Raw genomic sequence first — 18,723 nt, 5'->3', positions numbered from 1 at the left:
GTGAAACCTCACTTACCCGTAAATAAAAATTTTCATTCAATGTCTTGTCCTTCTGCGTTAACAGCTGTATAAATAAACAGTTAACTTTGGAGGATATCATGCACGTCGAAGTCACTATAGCAAAAACATCAATCCTGCCCGTTGGTGCCATTGAGGCGCTAACTCATGAGCTCAGTTTGCGAATTAGCCACTATTACCCGGAAACGGCGGTTAAGGTACGCTACGCCGCAGCCAACAATCTGAGTGTTTTGGGAGGGAGTAAGGAAGACAAAGAAAAGATCTCAGAAATTTTACAGGAAACCTGGGAGAGTGCTGACGATTGGTTTATATCTGAATAATGAGAATCCACATATCATGAATTTGCACAATATGAATGATCGTTTTTCTCCTTCATCATTTAGCTTTTTCGGCTTAGAGGCGGACTCAACAGTGTAGCTGCACCTTGTTTTTATTGAGATCTGCCTACATTACTATTTGCCAATGAAGCAATAGCTTCCTCATGTTAACGGGTTTTATTGTTTATCACTCTCTGTATCTCGTCTGAATAATTATTGACCGACATCTTTATTTGCAAATTTCCTACAATTAATTTCCATAAATGAATCCAGCAACGATATACTGATATTGCTCACTTGATAAGAGCCGCCTTAAACCTCGTTAGTCACTCACGTTAGTAACTAGTCAATAAGGGGTATTTATGGACAGAAAAAATGAAGTTATTCAAACACATCCACTCGTGGGTTGGGATATCAGTACCGTTGACAGTTATGACGCAATGATGATTCGCTTGCATTATTTATCAAAAGCGGATCAAACACCCGATGAGGCGCAAGTTGATCGCACACTGTGGTTAACAACAGATGTGGCAAGACAGCTTATTTATATTTTAGAAGCCGGTATTGCCAAGATCGAATCGACTGAATTTCAAGCTATTGATTACCTAAAGCACTGATATTTTATTTTTATATTTACATCAATTTTCTTTTCAGCACTATAGACACCGCTCTTAATGAGCGGTGTCTTAGCTCACAGAGCCTCTTTTTAATTTCAGGTAAATCTTCTCGTTAATAGGCACATCGACTCATATTATGTGTGACTTTATTCAAATTTGAGCGTTTAGTAAAACCAAACCATACTGTCTATTTTCCTGAAATCAATTGGTAACTCAGATAAGCAATATCTTGTTTATTTACTCATTTCATTCCAGGTTTATGTAGCGTTAAATTCAATAATTTTTTTGATTTATTGAAAATTTTCATGCCATTTTCCCGGTTACTACGATGGGATCGTTGTTCTTCAAGTGATAACTTTCGCTCTTCCTGACACGCTGAACTACAGCATCCTTCATATTTTTCCGCACATACAGAACATTGAATAAACAGTAAATGACACCCCTCATTACGGCAATTAGTGTGACTGTCACATGGCGTTCCACATTGGTGACAATGCGCAATGATATGTTCTGAGATACGTTCGCCCATACGTTCATCAAACACAAAGTTCTTGCCAATAAACTTGAGCGGCAGACCTTTGACTTTGGCTTGTCGTGCATACTCAATAATGCCACCTTCGACATGATAAACATTTTTAAAGCCACGATGCAGTAGATATGCGCTAGCCTTCTCACAGCGAATGCCCCCAGTACAATACATGACAATATTTTTTTCACGTGAATCAGTAAGCATATCCACTGCCATCGGAAGCTGTTCCCGGAAGGTATCTGAAGGAATTTCTATCGCATTCTCAAAATGACCAACTTCATATTCATAATGATTACGCATATCAACAAACAGCGTATCGGGGTCTTCGGCCATCTGATTAACCTGTTCCGCTTTCAGATAATGCCCGACCAGAGATGAATCAAACGTCGGGTCGTCAATACCGTCAGCCACGATCCTGTCACGAACTTTCATCCGCAAAACCCAAAATGATTTTCCATCGTCATCCAGAGCTATATTGAGTCGAATGTGATCAAGTTCTGAATGAGTGCTAAATAATGTTGTCTTGAAGTCGTCAAAGCGGCTCTGCGGTATGCTGATTTGTGCATTGATACCTTCCTGAGCAATATAAATCCGACCAAAAACATTAAGTGCAGTGAACGCCATATATAATCGGTCGCGAAAAACCTGTGGGTCATCAATATGAAAATATCGGTAAAAGGAGATGGTCATGCGAGGCTCTGTTTCTGCGAGCATGCGCGCCTTCAACTCCTCATTGGAAACACGGTTATGTAGCACTGGCATGGTGTACTTTCCTGTTTTTGATGAGATTAGAACATCAACGCCATGTTATGGCATTGTTGCTTAAATGTGTGGGCTGGCATGATACCTGATTGGACACTATCTGTCAGGATAGTAAAATTGCTATCAGGATATAAAAATCAAGTTTTCTGCTATATATACAATGATGTTCTGTTTCATTTATTGCCATCAAAAGTTAAAACGATCAATAGCGGATGTTATTATAATCCTCATGTTGAATTTTCGTATAAAAATTAGGCTGTAGCATAGTAACCACAGATGCTATCAATGCAGTGGTGATCCACCTGCCGAGTGAGTTCTGATTTCTAACCATTAACAACTGGCACTGTTTGTGCCGATTTTGATACTTGAGACCATGACACAAATCCCTTCATTTAATCGCTCTCTGCTTCACCCCCGTTACTGGCTAACATGGCTAGGCATTGGTGTTCTCTATCTGATCGTGCTGCTTCCCTATCCAATTATCTATCATATTGGTACTGCATTAGGACGTCTGGCAATGCACTTTCTGAAGCGACGCGTAGAAATTACCCACCGCAATCTTGAACTTTGTTTTCCTGATATGTCTCTGGAAGAACGTAATGTCATGGTGAAAAAAAACTTTGAGTCTGTAGGAATGGGGATAATGGAAACCGGTATAGCCTGGTTTTGGCCAGACTGGCGAATCAACCGTTGGGTTACCGTCATCGGGATAGAGCACATGTTGCCATTGCGACAGGAAAAACGGGGTATTATGCTGATTGGCCTGCACTTCCTTACTTTGGAATTGGGCGCACGTATCTTTGGAATGCAAAACGCCGGCATCGGTGTTTATCGACCCAATGACAATAAATTGCTCGACTGGTTACAAACCTGGGGAAGAATGCGCTCCAACAAATCCATGCTGGATCGCAAAGATCTGAAAGGTATGATTCGAGCGCTCAAACAGGGTGAAATTATATGGTATGCACCAGACCATGATTATGGCCCACGTAGTAGCGTCTTTGTTCCTCTGTTTGCGGTAGATAAAGCGGCCACCACCGTAGGGAGTTACATGCTGGCCCGTGCAGCCAAACCGGCGGTTGTCCCATTTGTCCCCCGCCGACTGCCTAATGCCAACGGATATGAATTAATTATTCAGCCAGCAGAAACGGATATACCGCTTGAAAATGAAGAAACCACCGTTGCCTGGATGAATAGTCTCATTGAGCAAAATATCTTGCTGGCACCGGATCAATATATGTGGCTGCATCGCCGCTTTAAGACACGCCCGGAAGGGGAGCCTTCCCTTTATTAAGTTGGAAAACTCACTGAGAATACCCTTTGATGCCATGTAATATTCGATTTACTGGCATAAGACCAGAGGCACATACTGTTAGTTAAGTTTCAGCAGCATTGCCTCTATCACCGGTTCGGAATATGTATCATTTGTATTAGGAATTTATGACCTCTGAAGCAGAACCGATTGATTGGAAGCGCAATCTGTATGTTACTTGGCTAGGCTGTTTTTTTACCGGCGCTGCATTCAGTCTAGTCATGCCTTTCCTACCACTCTATGTGGAACAACTTGGCATCACGGGTCATGAAGCCTTGAATCTGTGGTCAGGCCTGGTCTTTAGTATTACCTTCCTTTTTTCTGCTATCGCGTCACCATTCTGGGGAAGACTCGCCGACCGTAAAGGGCGAAAGCTGATGCTATTACGTTCTGCACTTGGCATGGCTATAGTCATGGTATTAATGGGTCTCGCGCAAAATATTTGGCAATTTTTATTTCTGCGTGCTGCCTTAGGTATGCTGGGAGGTTTTGTTCCTAATGCTAATGCACTCATCGCCACACAAGTACCACGCCACCGAAGTGGATGGGCCCTGGGGACACTGTCAACCGGTGCCGTCAGTGGTGCATTAATAGGTCCACTGATCGGTGGTTATCTTGCTGATATATATGGACTCAAACCTGTGTTTTTCATTACAGCATCTGTGCTCTTTTTGTGTTTTGTGATTACACTTTTCAGTGTTCGTGAGCACTTTGCGCCGGTAGACAAGAAACACATGTTGAATGGAAGACAAGTGATGACTTCACTTAAAAATCCAAAACTTATTCTCAGCTTATTTGTTACAACGATGATTATTCAGATCGCTACCGGTTCTGTCGCCCCGATTCTTACTTTATATGTAAGGGATCTGGCTGGACAAACTCAAAATCTGGCCTTCATTAGCGGTATGATAGCGGCGATTCCTGGAATTTCCGCGTTAATCAGTGCTCCCCGGCTAGGCAAACTCGGTGTAAGCGCCAATTTAACCCCACCTACCAATAATACCACCCTCGCGGCATAGTGCTCCTAACCACAAGGAGCACATTATGACATCTCACGAAAAACAGCAATACTGGTCTCAACTCTTTGTACAACAAGCTCAAAGTGACCTCTCCATTACCAATTTTTGTAAAGCCCACCAGATTAATATCGGCACCTATTATTACTGGAAACAAAAACTCAGCGACCACTCATCCACACTGCGGATTCACCCAGTACGCGTACAAGAATACCGCGACTTATCGCCTCATGGGGTGGTGATACTCTCACTGCCTTCCGGACTGTCGGTCGAACTGCCCGCCGACTTACCCGCTCACCACATCCAGAGCTGGGTTAACGCGCTGCTATGTTAGTCCCCCATTCGGGTATTTACCTCGTCTCCGGTTCTACCGACATGCGCAAATCAATTGATGGATTGTCTCTGATCGTCGCCGATGTGCTGGAGATGGATCCACTGAGCCAAGCCTGGTTCATCTTCTGCAATCGCGCGCGCGATAAAATCAAAATCCTCTTCTGGGATACCAACGGCTTCTGGCTCTATTATCGACGCCTGGAAAAAGGCCGCTTCAAATGGCCAGCACCCAAACCCGATAATGCGATACACATCAGCCAGGCTCAGCTCCATTGGCTCTTGTCGGGGCTCACTATCGAGCATGCTCAAGCGCATAAGCCGCTGCATCACTTAAACGTGTGACCGGTAAAACTGATCGTCATTTGTCACTTGAACGATCCTTTTAGGCTGTCACACTTGACTCATCTTATTACGATGAGCCTTGACCATGACTGACTTGCCCGATGATGTTGACCAACTGAAAGCCATGTTGCTGCAACTTCAGGCCGAAAATGGCTCGCTCAAAGAGGCACTTCATACGCAAGCAGAAGCGGTGGTTGAACTTGAAAATCGGCTTCAACTGCTTATTGAGCAACTCAACCTAAGCACATCCAGACGCTTCTCGGCCCAAAGTGAGCACGTGCCTAAAGGCACCTTCAACGAAGCCGAGCAACAACATGCCATCAGCAAACCTGCGCCAGCACACCACAAAAAAGGTCGTAAACCGCTACCCAAAGCGCTTGAGCGTGACGTCCACACTCACACGCTGAATGCGCCGCACTGCGAATGTTGTGGTCATGAGCTGCATCCCTGTGGCGTCGAAACGTCTGAGCAGTTAAAAATCATCCCACAACACGTCAGCGTCATTCGTCACGAACGTACCAAATACGCATGCCGCCACTGTGAGTCCACCGAAATGCGCAGCAAAATCGTCACCGCGCCCAAGCCACCGAGCATGATCCCCAAAAGCATCGGCTGTCCAGAAACCTTTGCCGCCGTGGTCACCGCTAAATATGTTGATGCGTTGCCGCTCTATCGCCAGGAAGAGATATTAAAACGCAGTGACATTGAACTGAGCCGCACAACATTGGCCAACTGGTGCGTGCAACTGGGCAGTAAAGTTGGGGTCATCATTGAAGCAATGAAAGGTCACTTGCTGGCTGAGCCTCTCATCTGCGCCGATGAAACCACCGTGCAAGTGCTCAATGAACCGGATAGAAAAGCCCAGAGCCAATCGTACATGTGGGTTTATCGCAGCGGTGAGTTCGAAGCGGATCCGGTGGTGATTTACGATTATCAACCGAGTCGTGCGGGTCTGTGTGTCCAACACTTTTTAGGTGACTACGCCGGGTATTTACTCACCGACGGTTACGCTGGATACGACACATTGAAAACCGTCACTCAAGCAGGATGCTGGGCTCATGCCCGGCGTTACTTCGTTGATGCGCAAAAGTCGCAGCCGAAAAAGAAAGCCGGGCGAGTAGAAAAAGCGCTCAATTACCTCGGCAAATTATATGGAGTGGAGCGAGAAGCTAAAGCCCTCAGTCCGGACGAGCGACAGGCGCTGCGCCAGAAAAAAGCGGTGCCGGTACTGAATGAATTTTATCAATGGCTCGTTGAAACGCAGCCTGGTGTGGTGCCGAAAAGTACGCTAGGCAAAGCCGTTAACTACACGCTGAACCAGTGGATGAAACTGCAAACCTACCTTGAAGATGGGCGACTGAGCATTGATAATAACGTGACCGAGCGAGATGTCCGCCCGTTCACCACGGGCCGCAAAAACTGGATGTTCTCCCAATCGGTGGGCGGTGCCATCGCGAGCGCGAATCTGTACAGCCTGGTGATGACCTGCCGCGCCAACGATCTCAATCCGTATTACTACTTCATGCATCTGTTCCGCGAACTGCCTAAACGGACATCGAACGATGATCTGAATGATTTACTGCCGTGGAATGTGGTGATCAGCGAAGCTGAATAAGGCTTCACCGGGTAACTCGGCGCTTACAACTCGGTGACAAAGTCGGCCCCGAACGTATTCTGACGGCCATGCTGGCAATATCAGTGATTTTGTTAATACCTATGGCGTTAGTTCAATCTCCATGGCAGCTTGCTGTCTTACGTTTTTTACTGGGGGCGGCTGATGGTGCATTACTGCCTGCGGTACAAACCTTATTGATCTATCATTCATCCAATCAGGTCGCTGGTAGAATTTTCAGTTATAACCAATCGTTCCGGGATGCCGGAAATGTAACCGGCCCACTGTTGGGTGCCACGGTGTCTGCTAATTATGGTTTCAGGGCAGTATTTATTGCGACGGCTTGTGTGGTACTACTCAATACGGTTTATTCGTGGTGGAGCTTGCAGCGCAAACCCACTCGGATAGAACTCCCGGGTGATTAGATGATTGTTCATCCTCACTCAGGGTAGATTTAAACGCCTTCGTTATTCTTTCATATAAAAAAAACGACAACTTATGTTGTCGCTTTTCAGATAGCTAAATATAAAAAGATTAATTTTTAATCACCGGCATGGGTAAACTTCGATAGTAATTACTCCAAGCGGCATAATGCTCCGGTTGCTGCCAGACACGATAGTGCAAACGAGACAATGTAACCGGATCACTGATTAATGCTAATCGTTGGTTATTATCAATCTGCTGTGGTTTTCGAGCCAATGCGTCGGCTACACGCTGTTCACGTATATTTTCAATCGGCTGACTGAACCGATGCCGAGCAGTTGCCATAGCACTAGACAATGCATTAATCGACGGATCGAACACCGCATGCATAAATCCGTTATCCAATTTACCATCACGATTTAGACGAAAATATTTATCCGTCGCTACCAGCTCACACGGCGGATCATACTCTTCGGGGATCAATAATAAACCTGAACGCTTGCAGCTCAGTCCCAGATTTGCACGGCTAGAAAGCACAGACACCCACGGAGACAGGATCAAAGAAAAGACAATAGGTGACAGCCACCAGAGGAAGCGTAGATCCAACCAAGCCATACCAATCGCCCATACCAGCCCAATGATTAGCTGGGAGCCATGACGAACGAATGCCTCACTCCAGGGAGTGGCGTCATCATCACGCTGAGGTGATTTCCACTGTACAGACCAACCAAGAAATGCACTGATAACAAAAACGGTATGAAACAACATCCGAACTGGTGCCAATAATACGGAAAAAAGCATTTCTACCAGTAGCGAAATAAACACCCGGAATATGCCACCATAGGCCTTTGCCCCTTTTGCGCACACCAACATCACACTTAGCAACTTGGGTAAGAACAGCAAAACCAACGTGGTTGAAAACAAGGCGATTGCCAGCTCTGGGCGCCACTGAGGCCAAACTGGGAACAATTGCCTCGGTTGCAGAAAGTACTGTGGCTCCATCAAGGTATGTACTACCTGTAAAGCAGTCGACAATACCAAAAACATAAACCACAGTGGTGCTGACAGATAAGACATTACGCCAGTCAGGAATACCGCACGATGTACAGGATGCATTCCCTTCACCAAGAACAAGCGGAAATTCATTAAATTACCGTGACACCAACGTCGGTCACGTTTTAGTTCATCCAATAAATTAGGTGGCAACTCCTCGTAACTGCCTGGCAGATCATAAGCGATCCATACCCCCCAGCCAGCCCGACGCATCAACGCCGCTTCAACAAAATCATGAGAAAGTATAGAACCGGCAAAAGAGCCCTCCCCAGGCAAAGGAGCCAATGCACAATGCTCAATGAAAGGTTTCAGGCGGATAATGGCGTTGTGACCCCAATAATGAGACTCACCCAACTGCCAGAAATGCAGACCGGCGGTAAACAGCGGTCCGTAAACCCGGGTGGCAAACTGCTGGCAACGAGCATAAAGGGTATCCATACCGGACGCTCTGGGTGAAGACTGAATAATACCAGCGTTAGGATTAGCCTCCATCAAACGGACAAGCGACGTCAAACATTCGCCACTCATCACACTGTCTGCATCCAGTACCACTATGTAGCTGTACTGCGTTCCCCAACGACGGCAGAAATCATCAATGTTGCCACTCTTGCGTTTAACACGTCGGTGTCGGCGACGATAGAAAATACGCCCTGCCCCTCCAACTTTCTGGCACAAATCCATCCAGGCTTTTTGCTCTGCAATACAGATATCCGCATCATTGCTATCACTCAGGACATAGATATCAAAATAGTCGAGCTGTCCGGTGGCTTCCACTGACTCATAAGTCGCACGCAGACCAGCAAAAACACGGTCCACATCTTCATTACAAATCGGCATGATCAGTGCAGTACGATGTTCGGGATTCAAAGGCTCGTTGCCAACAATAGTCGAAGAGATACTGTATTTATCCTTCCCAATAAGCAGTTGCAAAAATCCCATCAGCGCTGTCCAGAATCCGGCAGAAACCCAACAGAACAAAATTGCAAACAGAATCAAAATCCCGCTCTGCAGCATATAAGGAAGGAGTTGTACTACTATCTGAAACCACCCCTGATGTATCATTTCAGAGGGGTCAATAAGTGCCCACCCTTGATAAGGTAGAATCGTTTTCATATACCAAGTGGCAATGGCTGTCTGAAATAAAGTTAATATCAACAGAATATAGCGACGAATAGTTCCAACCATACGCCACCTGCTTTCATATACTGTCTCCTCTGAGTGATGGCGAGGCGGTTTGGCTCGGCCAAGCAAACCATCCCACCAGCGTACCAACGGGTTGGTTTGCCATGCATCAGGAAACATCGACGTACGAGTAATCACTGGCATCGCCTGTAACGCCGTACGGCCTTCTTTGTCTTTGCTTATCTGTTTACCTTCGTTTAACCCGTCAGGCCAGGCAATTTCAAGGCGTGCCTGCACTGATGCAAGCGCGACATCATCGCCTGAAAAGGTATTGACGGCCGTCCTATCAGACAATGCCTGATGAATCGCCGACTGGTCTTGGATATCTGCCCGCGATAATCTTTCACGCAGGACACCCGCTTGCTCAGCAGACAAAGGGAGTTTATCGATATAATCGAAGGAAGAAGTTGGCTTATTCATTAGCAGGCAACTGATAGCTCCAGGTTTCAGTTAATGTCTTATCACCATTAACTAATGCCGCTCTCATTTCTGTTGGCTGTTTATTGTCCTTGACGCGTAAACGCAGTGTCAAACGCCAACCATGAGTGACCGGATTATAACGTACACTGTCTTCTACAATTTCACCGTTAGCGCCAATACTCACTTGTGGAGTAACGGGAGTAGCCGGGTCCATTTTTGCCATTTCCGGTCCGACAAAATCCACCAGGAAAGCAGTGGTACCATCTGGTTGACGAATCAGGTTAGACTGTTTTACATCACCGGTTGAGCGCATCGTTCGCTTAACGTAGGCAATACCAGGGGTATGCAGTTGGTCTTCATCGCTGGTAAAGCGCAAGCGGTATTTCATATCCAGTGGCTTGCCTTTTTCCGGCAATACATCGGGAGTCCAAAACGCGACGATATTATCGTTAGTCTCATCAGACGTCGGTATTTCTACCAATTCAACCTTACCCTTACCCCAATCTCCTAGAGGCTCAACCCAGCCACTCGGACGCAGATCATAGCGATCGTCAAGATCTTCGTAAGACAAGAAATTACGACCACGTTGCAACAGGCCAAAACCTTTCGGACTTTCTATAGTATAGGTACTAACAGCAAGATGTTTCGGGTTATTCAATGGGCGCCAAATCCACTCACCATTGCCCGCGTGAATAGATAAACCGTCTGAATCGTGCAGCTCTGGACGGTAATTCAACGTTGGCGAAGGTTGATTCGCACCAAAGAGATACATGCTGGTAAGCGGGGCAATACCCAGCTTACCCACTTTATCTCGCAGATAAATTCGCGCTTCCACATTTACAACAGTGTCACGTCCCGGATATACAACAAAACGATAAGCTCCTGTAGAACGTGGTGAATCCAACAGCGCATAAATGACTAAATGATTGTCATTCGGTTTTGGACGCTCAATCCAGAACTCACGAAAACGAGGGAATTCTTCACCAGAAGGCAGTGCGGTATCAATTGCCAGACCGCGTGCAGACAGACCATACACCTGACCTTTACCGACGACCCGGAAATAGCTTGCTCCGAGCATGCTAACAATTTCATCGTACTTATCAGCCTTGTTAATAGGATAAAGTACTTTGAATCCGGCAAAACCCAGATTTTTCACTGTTTCAGGATCATGATTTACAGAACCGAAATCAAAATAGTCTGGGGAATATTTGATCTCGTTTACACTAGTAGCCGTAACCTCGTTGATCTTAACAGGCAGGTCGAAATACATCCCCTGATGATAGAATTGCAGTTTGAACGGTGTTTTGGCTGCATTCCAGTATGATTTGTCTTGCTTGAAACGAATTTGCTGATAGTCAGCAAATTTCATATCACGAAATTGTGCAGGAAGATTACTTTTCGGCGCTTCAAAACCTTTTGCGGCCAGCTTCTCAGCCTGCTGGGCAACATCATCAATAGAAAATGCCCAGACGGGTAAAGAAGTCAAAGACAACATAACCACTGCTGAAAGCCAGCGAAGGTTTGCCACTCGCTGTTTAACCCTAAAATTATTAACCAGCACATCTCCCCCTGTATCTGTGCTTAAATCAACTAAAATCCATATTAATGGATAAGTTAGCCTTTCGACAACTTCATAAAGATACGGTCTATCATAATAGGTCAGCGTTTAGACAACAGACATCTTTATAAGACAATAAACAGCTTTTTTATAGCAAAACGCCGATAAATCGACTTATTGCACCGGCAAGAAATCATTTGGGTTTTCAATAATTCCAGTGCATTGTCACCTCAACACCCCGTCCGTTTATTGCTCTATGCATGGCTATTGCCATAACGGATACTAACTAGGATATTCCTAAGAATAGTCCTTTGACACAGAAAGAAGCTGATTGTCCTCTTCCACACTACAGGTAGCAAGTGCTTCCCTCTAATCACTCGAATAGACACGTTTTTTTTGAAAAATTCACCACGGGATTTCACATCAAATCACAGTGAGAGAACATTCCTATAACCTCATTATCATGATTCAGGTAAAGTGACAAAATAATCATTGTCTCCTGCTCAATTCAGTATGCCTTCAATTATACCAGCAACATTTTCCGGCCTGGCTGGATTATATTCATCGAGGCTCAATAGACTGGTAGAACATACACCTGTCGTTTTCTTCCCAGATAGCTTCGCATCCAAAGCGCAAGAAAGCAGTTCATCAGTCGCCGATTATCAAGAGAAGTAATCTATGGTGTTGGCATGCATTGAATCAGGCTAATCTGTCCTCAATAGGCGAGGTCAAGTGTTTCCCTGCTGTGGTCGATTCCAGGATGGAAACGCACAAACCGTCGTGGTCACCATGACGGTTTTCAGCATAAAAATCATGTCAGTGATATCAGAACGTTGCCCAATCGGCCATATCCTCTGTAATCTTCTTTCCTTTTACATCGGGTAAATCCGTAACCAATGCCAACTGGTTATTTTCCGAGACATATTTGCTTTCACCATAATGCACATGAAATGTGCCGAGTTTGAAAACACTGACCATTCTAGTCAGATTCTGCGCCTGATCCTGTAATGAACGAGCAGCAGCGGCAGACTCTTCAACTAGTGCCGCATTCTGTTGGGTTGTGGTATCAATCTGTCCAACCGCCAGATTAATTTGATTAATACCATCACTCTGTTCATGACTTGCCTGGGCAATCTCATTGATTATGCCGTTCACATTTTGGACATTCTGAATCACCGACCCCATAGTTAATTCCGTGTTTTCAACTAGAGACATCCCATCCAGAACTTTTTCCACTGAGTCGTCGATGAGTTCTTTAATTTCTTTTGCTGCTGTTGCACTACGCTGCGCCAACGCACGAACTTCACTAGCCACTACTGCAAAACCTCTGCCCTGCTCACCCGCCCTTGCCGCTTCAACTGCAGCATTCAACGCCAAAATATTGGTCTGGAAAGCGATGCTGTCAATAACACCGATGATTTCCGCCATCCGTTGAGATGAATCTTTAATCTCACGCATCTCCTGCGTCACACTTACCATCATCTCACCGCTCTTCTCCACGGTTTCAGAAGCCTCACTAGCAAGCGATGTTGCATGTGACGTATTGTCAGCGGTATTTTTAATAGTCGAGGTCAGTTGCTCGATAGATGCTGCAGTTTCCTCCAGAGAACTAGCTTGCTCTTCCGTTCTGGCAGAAAGATCCTGGTTACCGGCAGCGACTTGTGAAGCTGCGGTGGAAATCATTTCAGCCCCATCTCGAACCTGACTGACAATCTGACGCAGACTCGCATTCATATTGTTGAGTGCCCGCAACAACATACCTGTTTCATCCTTACGCTCCGTTTTTATTTCAGAAGAAAGATCTCCTTTCGCCACTTTTTCAGCAATCAACAATGCTTCCTGTAATGGATGAGTAACACTACGAGTCATCAACCACGCAATGAGTACACCGACAACAACACTGCTCAGAAATACCGAAATCAGCAATAAACGAGCTTCAAAATAACTTTTTTTCACCTCATTTTTTGCCTCAACCATTTGGTCATCTTGATAGTCAACAAACTCTGAAACCTTACTTTTATATTTGCTTTGAAGCGTTAATGCGACATTCAACAACTCCGAAACTGCTTCATCTTTATTACCACTATTTACCAACTCCATGATTTTATTGCCAGAAATCATATATTCTTTGCGAATTCTTTGAATTTCATTAAACAAATCAATGGATTTTTTGTCGTGAACTGACTTTTCAAGATCATTAAGTACTGTAGTGATAGTGGCAGAGTGCCCCTTGATTTCCTCCAGTTTACGGGTGATATCAGATTCGGAGTTGAGGAAAAGGATAACCTGTTGTCCCATCAGTGCATTATTCAACTCCTCAATTAATTGATTACCTTTGGCTGTGAGCGGATAAATTTCTGAAACCGTACTATCCATTTTTTTATTGAAATCACTCATATTAAATAATGCCACCCCTCCAGCGATCAATAACATGAATATCAAGAAAAAGAACCCAATAGCCAGGCGATAACCTATGCGTAAATTAGAAAAACTCATATAAATCCCCTTTGAACTTCAATCCTATTATTAACAATCCAGAAAAATAACTACTATTATTGAATAATATGTTTATCCAGGATCCTACCTTGTGGATTTAATTTCCTTTAGTAGAAAGATTATCAATGTTATGCAATATTTGAGACTATTATTTTTGAGGTGACGTAGTGAATATTTCCATAATAGAAAAACAGAATAATTGACAAAAATAATTTTGTTCACAGAAAATCAAGTCAGGTTGGCAGTCGCAGATGTGATAAATTTTTGATAGAAATCAAAGAACGGACATATCCAATGCAACTATCCGTTATTTCCCACATAGAAAAAATCATTTTCATCCTCCATGAATCAATTGCAGTGAGATATCGTAAACGATGTTGTGCCTTCTCTGCAACCAGACCAGATCAGTGTTGCAAAGATAATGCCTGGTATTAATTTTTGTACGATTTTTACTAGATCAGTAAGTTATCGAAAGAGCACTAACGCGGGTTTGATAGCGGTTACGTATTCTACGTATTAAAATCCTTAAAAGTTAATCGTGTTAATAGTAAAATTTTTATCAAAAAAATGTTTTTATGTATCATTTAGATAACGTCCTTGTCTTCTCATCCGTTTATTAAGCCACGAGCCATCCGTTACAGGTTTAATCCATTAATCCCCAGAACAGAGAGATGGTGCAATTTCTTCTTGCCAATGTACTTCACATTCCATGCGGGCATTCGGTACAAAATTTGATTTTAGTGGTAAATATGAATTCTCCATTACCCACATCACCATACTATTATCATGGACAGCTATCGTTTTTTGTACATAGATGATGGCAAAATAACCACCTTTCATCTCATGTTTATAGATCTCATAGCGATGAATGCCAACTTGACCGGTTGCACCAAACAGTAACGTTTCTTTTAGTGTACCCATGAGCATGTTTATTCCCTGTCAGATAAATCAGCCTAAAGGTAGTCTATCGGCACAAAGCGAAGATATTTTATCGATCTTGTTCACATTCTAGGGATTCACAGATTTAGAGCATGCTATATCAGAACGTGATACAGCATGCATTCAGGAAGGCATTACTTTTTTTTGGAGGTGCTTTTAGGCTTTTCTTTCAGCAACTGACGTAATTTTTTAATCTCTTTGGCTGTAAGAGGTAACTCTGCCATTTCCTCGGTATTTTGGTTATCGATGACATCAACATCACTGGAATGGACATCAGTATCAAAACTTTTCAGCAACCGGTCGCTTACCTCAGTACTGATCGAAACCTGATTCTCCAGCGCAGCTACTTTAATCTTCTCTTTCAGACTCAAGGGAATCTTTAACGACAAACTTGATATCTCACTCATTTTATTACCTTTATCACAGAGATAAAAACCCAAACTATGCTACTCTCCTTATGATGTCCATAGGAGAACAAAAAATTAATATTTTTGTCATAAATATGACTTAAACACCCACTGTCGCTGCATTATGAACATGTTACACATATACTGGTTAACGAGTGGATTGAGCATTTTTCTGTCTTCACTGTGTGATCTTTTTCCCGGTTACCTCCTCTTTGTAACGTAAGCGCCGTTAAATCGACGTACTCCCCCTATCCATACTGCGACACATTTTTTAAAAAGGGGACCAGGTCCGCACATTCCAGGGCAATAACGCGTCGAGTTTTTCTTGCGTATCCGCCTCGCCGATGTGATCCAGCACATACTGGATATACGCCGTCGGCTCTAACTGATTGGCCTTCGCCGTTTCGATCAAGGAATAACACCCGGCACTGGCGCTGGCGCCCTGCGAACTGTCGGCAAATAGCCATGCCTTGCGACCGACCGCAAACGGGCGGATGGCATTTTCCGCCAACGCATTGCTGATGTTCACCTGCCCATGATCGCAATAACCTATCAATTCTGCCCAGTGGTTGAGCGTGTAGTCCATGGCCTGACGGGTCAGCGAGCCCTTCATTATCTTGCCGACATTCTGCTCCAGCCATAGTTTGAATGCCTTGAGCAACGGCAGGCTATATTGCTGACGGGCCAGGTATTTGTCCGCTTCACTGCGCCCCTGCAGGCTCCGTTCAATGCCATACAGTTTACCGATGTAGCCCAGCGCCACATCCGCTTTAGTGGGTTTGCCTTTGGCAGATTTTGCGCCCTTGGGGACCGCTTTGCCCGCTTCAATATATTTGCGCCGGGCATGATCCCAGCAGCCGATACGCACAAGCTTGTTTTCACGGCACACCGCGTCATAACCGGCATAGCCATCGGTTTGCAAAATACCGGTGAATCCGCCAACAGGCGCACGGGAACACTACCGGCGCGGCTCGGGTCATACTCGAACAGCACTGAAGGTTTATCGGGGGCCACCGCGTATCACCCACATCCATTTGTCCGATTGGGCGGTTTTGCCTTCTTCTTTCAGTACCTGGATGCGGGACTCATCCATTTGCAGGTAACGGCTACTGTTTTGCACGTCACGCAACCGGGCCAGCAGCGGGGCAAATACCTTGGCTAACCGGATGATCCAGTGGGCCATATTGGTGCGGCCTACCGGGTGGCCACTGCGGGCAAGCATGTTTTCCAGGCGGTACAGCGGCAGCCCATCGGCATATTTGGCGACGATGATATACGCCAGCAAGGCGGTGGTGGCAAAACATTTGCCCAGCGGATGGACCGGGCGGCGGGCCGCCACGATAAACTCCTCGCCATCGCGGTCAAACACCGCTTTTTCCTGCCAGTATTCGATGACTTTTAATTGGGCGGGAATAAACGCCAGCTCTTCTTTAACCTTGCTGAAGAAGGTGGCGCGGGCGCCGGCTTTTTCTTCGTCGGACAGGCACAACTCCACACGCTCACGCAGCAGGTTGGCGGAGAAACCGCGTTGGCGTTTTTGGGTGCCAGACGGCGGTGGGGGCGGCGATACGTCATCCGGCAGTTGAGCCAACAAGGACTCCATTGCCACGTCCAGTTCGGCTTCATCGAACAAGGCAATCTGGTCAGTATGCCGCTCACTGCTGGCGGCAAACTGTTGGGCTTTTTTGAGGCGGAGCAGTTCTTCGAGTAGGGAAATATAACATTCGCGATGTTGAAGCTGCTGCTGAAGTTTCTCGACCTGCGCCAGCAATTCAACCGCAGATAAACTGCGGTTGTCGGGGTTTTCGGCTGGCGGGAAAGTGGGCGTTTTCATGGTTAAATTATAACAAAAACAGCCACCTGATGCTTCCTGTTTCGACTAATTAACGCCATCATAATGCAGTTTTTTATGCCCATTGAGTAGACTGATATCGTAACCATCAAGCAGCCAGTTAATCTGCTCCCCGGTCAGGGGTAACAGGTCATCGGCCAGACTGGGCCATTTGAACTTCTCCTCTGCCAGCGCCTTGTAATAGAGGACAAAACCATTGTCTTCCCACATCAGACATTTGATTTTATTGCGCTGGCGGTTGGTAAAAGCATACAGCGCCCCGGTAAAAGGATCGTGTCCCAATTCCTGTTCTATCAGCGCCGCCAGCCCGTTGACCTGCTTGCGGAAATCGATGGGTGCGCGATAAAGAAAAATCTGTGGCATCGCCAGCGCCGGGCGTAAGTCACGGTTACGCATCAGAGTTGCCTGAGAATAGCGCCCAGCAGGGAAACATTGCGGTCATTAAGACCGGTGATCACCAGGCCATTGGGCAATGAGAGTGTCAGCTCGGTTGGGGTGTCGACGTGGGTGATGTCGGCGGTGACTTTGGCAAACCCTGGGGCCCGCGCTTGAGTCGGGTTATCGGTACAATATTTTTGCCGCCAGTAAACAAACTGGTGGTATGTCAGCTGCTGTTGCTGGCAGAAAACCTGGCCAGAAAGACCGGATGCTTGCCAGGTGGTGATCTGTTCGCGCCAATGCTCGGCCCGCTGTTGAGATGTCATGATTGCGCCCTGCATTTATGGTAGACAGCGGCAGTGTGGCGCAGTTAATCACTGAAAAAAAGATGCCGATTTAAGGGCGCTTACTTTGTAACCAATAGAGGCACCACCCACCTTGTCTATCCCATGCACAGTGCTTTTCACAGCGACAACCAACCACTGTTGGTGATATTAAACGGACAAGGGAGTTTCCTGAATAGGCTGAGGTTGATGACCGAATAACTTTTTCTTTGACATGCCCATCAGAAACAATGATGCCGTTAGCGTTAACATTATTCAGCAACAATAGTCAGACACTGATGAATAAAGCAACAAACAGTGACGCCATAATCTATCCTTAATATTGATAGCATATGCAAATCTTTATAGGAGTCCGCTTATATGGGAAAGTATATTCACACAAAGCAGATGCTGGCTTATCCAGACTAAACTTATCACTGTGGTTTGCTAACCATCCTGACAACGTGTTTGGAGCAGTCGGAAATGACAAGTTAACTTATTGATAATTAAATACTAATATTTTATAATAATTGTACTCTATATACTAAGGAAAGAAATGTGTTGCATCATAACCTATGGGAAATCATGGAATATGTTTATTTCATTGGCCTTGTGGTTTCAATGTTATTTACTTTTCTAATGAGTCGTGATAATTCCTTGTTTATCCGTTTCCTGGCAGCGTTGATAATTGGCCTGACATGGCCATTAAGCTTTCCTGTGGTGTTGGTTTTTTCATTTTTTTAATTATTATTAGTTAATAAATTACCTATTATTTCCTTGTATAATGCATGACTTGCCACAATCATCGTATCTTGCCACCGTCCTCATGTGATT

Annotated in this window: 16 protein-coding genes and 3 pseudogenes; 9 read left to right on the top strand and 10 right to left on the bottom strand. The window is 45.2% G+C overall.

Features of this window, described 5'->3' with window-relative positions; all coding sequences use genetic code 11:
• Positions 1-98: 98 nt before the first annotated feature.
• Positions 99-338 (top strand): DNA damage-inducible protein I, encoded by a 240-nt coding sequence (gene dinI, locus RS889_RS09340; RefSeq protein ID WP_021016388.1) that lies wholly within the window; start codon positions 99-101, stop codon positions 336-338.
• Positions 339-697: 359 nt separating this feature from the next.
• Positions 698-952, top strand: coding sequence for a biofilm formation regulator BssS (bssS, locus tag RS889_RS09335; RefSeq protein WP_021016389.1), 255 nt, complete (start codon positions 698-700; stop codon positions 950-952).
• Between the two features lie 241 nt (positions 953-1,193).
• On the opposite strand, the gene trhO is transcribed toward bssS, so the two are convergent.
• Positions 1,194-2,243, bottom strand: a complete 1,050-nt coding sequence (gene trhO, locus RS889_RS09330) for an oxygen-dependent tRNA uridine(34) hydroxylase TrhO (protein WP_315710401.1) — start codon at positions 2,241-2,243, stop codon at positions 1,194-1,196.
• Between the two features lie 373 nt (positions 2,244-2,616).
• On the opposite strand from trhO, the gene RS889_RS09325 reads away from it, so the two are divergent.
• From RS889_RS09325 to RS889_RS09300, 6 genes and pseudogenes are all read left to right on the top strand, one after another.
• Positions 2,617-3,537 (top strand): Kdo(2)-lipid IV(A) acyltransferase, encoded by a 921-nt coding sequence (locus RS889_RS09325; protein ID WP_021016391.1) that lies wholly within the window; start codon positions 2,617-2,619, stop codon positions 3,535-3,537.
• A gap of 146 nt (positions 3,538-3,683) precedes the next feature.
• Positions 3,684-4,523: pseudogene (locus RS889_RS09320) on the top strand (MFS transporter); the annotation flags it as partial.
• Between the two features lie 76 nt (positions 4,524-4,599).
• Positions 4,600-4,905 carry an IS66 family insertion sequence element accessory protein TnpA gene (gene tnpA / locus RS889_RS09315; protein WP_315707916.1) on the top strand — a complete coding sequence of 102 codons (306 nt, stop codon included), beginning with the start codon at positions 4,600-4,602 and terminating at the stop codon, positions 4,903-4,905.
• Between the two features lie 41 nt (positions 4,906-4,946).
• On the top strand, positions 4,947-5,246 hold the full coding sequence (gene tnpB / locus RS889_RS09310; protein WP_315707917.1) for an IS66 family insertion sequence element accessory protein TnpB: 300 nt from the start codon (positions 4,947-4,949) through the stop codon (positions 5,244-5,246).
• Between the two features lie 85 nt (positions 5,247-5,331).
• Positions 5,332-6,861, top strand: a complete 1,530-nt coding sequence (gene tnpC / locus RS889_RS09305; protein WP_315708219.1) for an IS66 family transposase — start codon at positions 5,332-5,334, stop codon at positions 6,859-6,861.
• Positions 6,862-6,887: 26 nt separating this feature from the next.
• Positions 6,888-7,283 (top strand): annotated as a pseudogene (locus tag RS889_RS09300) (MFS transporter); the annotation flags it as partial.
• Positions 7,284-7,392: 109 nt separating this feature from the next.
• Here RS889_RS09300 and mdoH read toward each other — a convergent pair.
• The 9 genes and pseudogenes from mdoH to tnpA (RS889_RS09255) all read right to left on the bottom strand — a co-directional run bounded on the left by mdoH (position 7,393) and on the right by tnpA (RS889_RS09255) (position 17,892).
• Positions 7,393-9,936, bottom strand: a complete 2,544-nt coding sequence (gene mdoH / locus RS889_RS09295; protein ID WP_315710400.1) for a glucans biosynthesis glucosyltransferase MdoH — start codon at positions 9,934-9,936, stop codon at positions 7,393-7,395.
• Positions 9,929-11,464, bottom strand: a complete 1,536-nt coding sequence (locus tag RS889_RS09290; RefSeq protein ID WP_315710964.1) for a glucan biosynthesis protein G — start codon at positions 11,462-11,464, stop codon at positions 9,929-9,931. The genes mdoH and RS889_RS09290 overlap by 8 nt, the downstream gene beginning before the upstream one ends.
• Before the next feature lie 855 nt (positions 11,465-12,319).
• Positions 12,320-13,990 carry a methyl-accepting chemotaxis protein gene (locus tag RS889_RS09285; RefSeq protein WP_315710399.1) on the bottom strand — a complete coding sequence of 557 codons (1,671 nt, stop codon included), beginning with the start codon at positions 13,988-13,990 and terminating at the stop codon, positions 12,320-12,322.
• A gap of 651 nt (positions 13,991-14,641) precedes the next feature.
• A complete protein-coding gene (locus RS889_RS09280; RefSeq protein ID WP_021016396.1) occupies positions 14,642-14,917 on the bottom strand; it encodes a hypothetical protein in 276 nt (91 codons plus the stop codon).
• A gap of 146 nt (positions 14,918-15,063) precedes the next feature.
• On the bottom strand, positions 15,064-15,336 hold the full coding sequence (locus RS889_RS09275; RefSeq protein WP_315710397.1) for a hypothetical protein: 273 nt from the start codon (positions 15,334-15,336) through the stop codon (positions 15,064-15,066).
• A 271-nt stretch (positions 15,337-15,607) separates the two neighbouring features.
• Positions 15,608-15,748 carry a transposase domain-containing protein gene (locus tag RS889_RS09270; RefSeq protein ID WP_315710963.1) on the bottom strand — a complete coding sequence of 47 codons (141 nt, stop codon included), beginning with the start codon at positions 15,746-15,748 and terminating at the stop codon, positions 15,608-15,610.
• Positions 15,743-17,170, bottom strand: a pseudogene (gene tnpC, locus RS889_RS09265) (IS66 family transposase); the annotation flags it as partial. The pseudogene tnpC (RS889_RS09265) and the gene RS889_RS09270, both read right to left, overlap by 6 nt.
• 45 nt (positions 17,171-17,215) lie before the next feature.
• Complete coding sequence (tnpB, locus tag RS889_RS09260; protein WP_290180505.1) at positions 17,216-17,584, bottom strand: IS66 family insertion sequence element accessory protein TnpB; 369 nt, start codon at positions 17,582-17,584, stop codon at positions 17,216-17,218.
• Complete coding sequence (gene tnpA, locus RS889_RS09255) at positions 17,584-17,892, bottom strand: IS66 family insertion sequence element accessory protein TnpA (protein ID WP_315707813.1); 309 nt, start codon at positions 17,890-17,892, stop codon at positions 17,584-17,586. Before tnpA (RS889_RS09255) ends, tnpB (RS889_RS09260) begins: the two co-directional genes overlap by 1 nt.
• Positions 17,893-18,447: 555 nt before the next feature.
• Between tnpA (RS889_RS09255) and RS889_RS09250 the strand changes: the two genes are divergently transcribed.
• The gene (locus tag RS889_RS09250) at positions 18,448-18,633 is read left to right on the top strand and encodes a GhoT/OrtT family toxin (RefSeq protein ID WP_021016398.1); all 186 of its coding nucleotides are present in this window, start codon (positions 18,448-18,450) and stop codon (positions 18,631-18,633) included.
• The last annotated feature ends 90 nt before the right edge of the window (positions 18,634-18,723 follow it).

This window comes from Brenneria uluponensis (assembly GCF_032395385.1).
In the GTDB taxonomy this organism is placed as follows: domain Bacteria; phylum Pseudomonadota; class Gammaproteobacteria; order Enterobacterales; family Enterobacteriaceae; genus Prodigiosinella; species Prodigiosinella aquatilis.
This window is presented reverse-complemented; position numbering and strand designations above follow the sequence as displayed.

What these genes read in the sequence shown, in the direction of transcription:
- tnpB (WP_290180505.1), bottom strand. Translation starts at nt 17,584, where the DNA reads ATGCGTAACCGTGACTTACGCCCGGCGCTGGCGATGCCACAGATTTTT.
- RS889_RS09285 (WP_315710399.1), bottom strand. Translation starts at nt 13,990, where the DNA reads ATGAGTTTTTCTAATTTACGCATAGGTTATCGCCTGGCTATTGGGTTC.
- RS889_RS09280 (WP_021016396.1), bottom strand. Translation starts at nt 14,917, where the DNA reads ATGCTCATGGGTACACTAAAAGAAACGTTACTGTTTGGTGCAACCGGT.
- RS889_RS09275 (WP_315710397.1), bottom strand. Translation starts at nt 15,336, where the DNA reads ATGAGTGAGATATCAAGTTTGTCGTTAAAGATTCCCTTGAGTCTGAAA.
- tnpA (WP_315707813.1), bottom strand. Translation starts at nt 17,892, where the DNA reads ATGACATCTCAACAGCGGGCCGAGCATTGGCGCGAACAGATCACCACC.
- dinI (WP_021016388.1), top strand. Translation starts at nt 99, where the DNA reads ATGCACGTCGAAGTCACTATAGCAAAAACATCAATCCTGCCCGTTGGT.
- tnpA (WP_315707916.1), top strand. Translation starts at nt 4,600, where the DNA reads ATGACATCTCACGAAAAACAGCAATACTGGTCTCAACTCTTTGTACAA.
- bssS (WP_021016389.1), top strand. Translation starts at nt 698, where the DNA reads ATGGACAGAAAAAATGAAGTTATTCAAACACATCCACTCGTGGGTTGG.
- trhO (WP_315710401.1), bottom strand. Translation starts at nt 2,243, where the DNA reads ATGCCAGTGCTACATAACCGTGTTTCCAATGAGGAGTTGAAGGCGCGC.
- tnpC (WP_315708219.1), top strand. Translation starts at nt 5,332, where the DNA reads ATGACTGACTTGCCCGATGATGTTGACCAACTGAAAGCCATGTTGCTG.
- mdoH (WP_315710400.1), bottom strand. Translation starts at nt 9,936, where the DNA reads ATGAATAAGCCAACTTCTTCCTTCGATTATATCGATAAACTCCCTTTG.
- RS889_RS09325 (WP_021016391.1), top strand. Translation starts at nt 2,617, where the DNA reads ATGACACAAATCCCTTCATTTAATCGCTCTCTGCTTCACCCCCGTTAC.
- tnpB (WP_315707917.1), top strand. Translation starts at nt 4,947, where the DNA reads ATGCGCAAATCAATTGATGGATTGTCTCTGATCGTCGCCGATGTGCTG.